The organism is Micromonospora sp. NPDC047812, assembly GCF_040704175.1.
Lineage (GTDB): Bacteria > Actinomycetota > Actinomycetes > Mycobacteriales > Micromonosporaceae > Micromonospora.
Window position 1 is genome coordinate 1 of record NZ_JBEYRY010000048.1, and the last position, 1,028, is coordinate 1,028.

General features: G+C 72.3%; 1 protein-coding gene. It reads right to left on the minus strand.

Features of this window, described 5'->3' with window-relative positions:
- Positions 1–986, minus strand: a 986-nt coding sequence (locus AB0883_RS30820) for a type I polyketide synthase (protein ID WP_366644780.1), incomplete at its 3' end; no start/stop codon positions are given.
- Positions 987–1,028 lie beyond the last annotated feature (42 nt).

Consider the following 1,028-nt stretch of genomic DNA (forward strand, 5'->3'; position numbering starts at 1 on the left):
GCCTGCACCGCCAGGTGCAACGCCACCAACGACGACGAACACGCCGTGTCCACCGTCACCGCCGGCCCCTCGAAACCGAACGAGTACGCCACCCGACCCGACAACACGCTTGTCGCGTTGCCGGTGAGCAGGTGGCCGCCGACCTCCTGGGCCCGACCGACCGATCCGCTGGCGTACCCCTGGAAGCTGGCCCCGGCGAAGACGCCGACCGCGCCGCCCCTCAGGCTGGTCGGGTCGATGCCCGCCGACTCGACGGCCTCCCACGACGTCTCCAGCAGCAGCCGCTGCTGCGGGTCCATCGCGAGGGCCTCGCGCGGTGAGATGCCGAAGAACTCGGCGTCGAACTCACCGGCGTCGTAGACGAAGCCGCCCCTGCGGACGAAGGACGTGTCGGACAGGCCGCTGCCGAGGAAGCTGTCCCAGCCCCGGTCGAGGGGGAACTCGGAAATGCCGTCGCGTCCCGTGGAGAGCAGCTGCCACAGCTCGTCGGGGGATGCGACGCCACCCGGAAGGCGGCAGCCCATTCCGACGATCACGATCGGGTCGTCGTCCACGGCGACGATCCTGCGGTCGGCCGGCGCGTCAGCCGAGGCGCCGAGCACGGTCTCCCGGATGAGGGTGACCAGGGCGGCAGGCGTCGGGTGGTCGAAGACCAGGGTGGAGGGCAGCGCGAGGCCCGTTTCGGCGGTCAGCCGGTTGCGCAGCTCGACGGCGGTGAGCGAGTCGAAGCCGAGACGCTGGAACGGCCGGTCCGGCCGCACCGCCTCCACGGTGGCGTGGCCGAGCACCGTGGCGACCTGGGAGCGTACGAGGTCCAGGAGGGACGCCTCGACCTCCGGCGGCGTCAGGGCCGCCAGCCGCTCGCGCAGTGCGGAGGCCTGGTCGGTGGGGCCGGTTTCGGCTCGGGCCGCGGCCTCGACCGCCGCCTGCGCTTCGGGGATGTCGGTGAACAGCCGAGACGGACGCAACGCCGTGAACGACGGCACGAACCGATCCCACCGCACATCCGCCACCACCACCTGACCCTC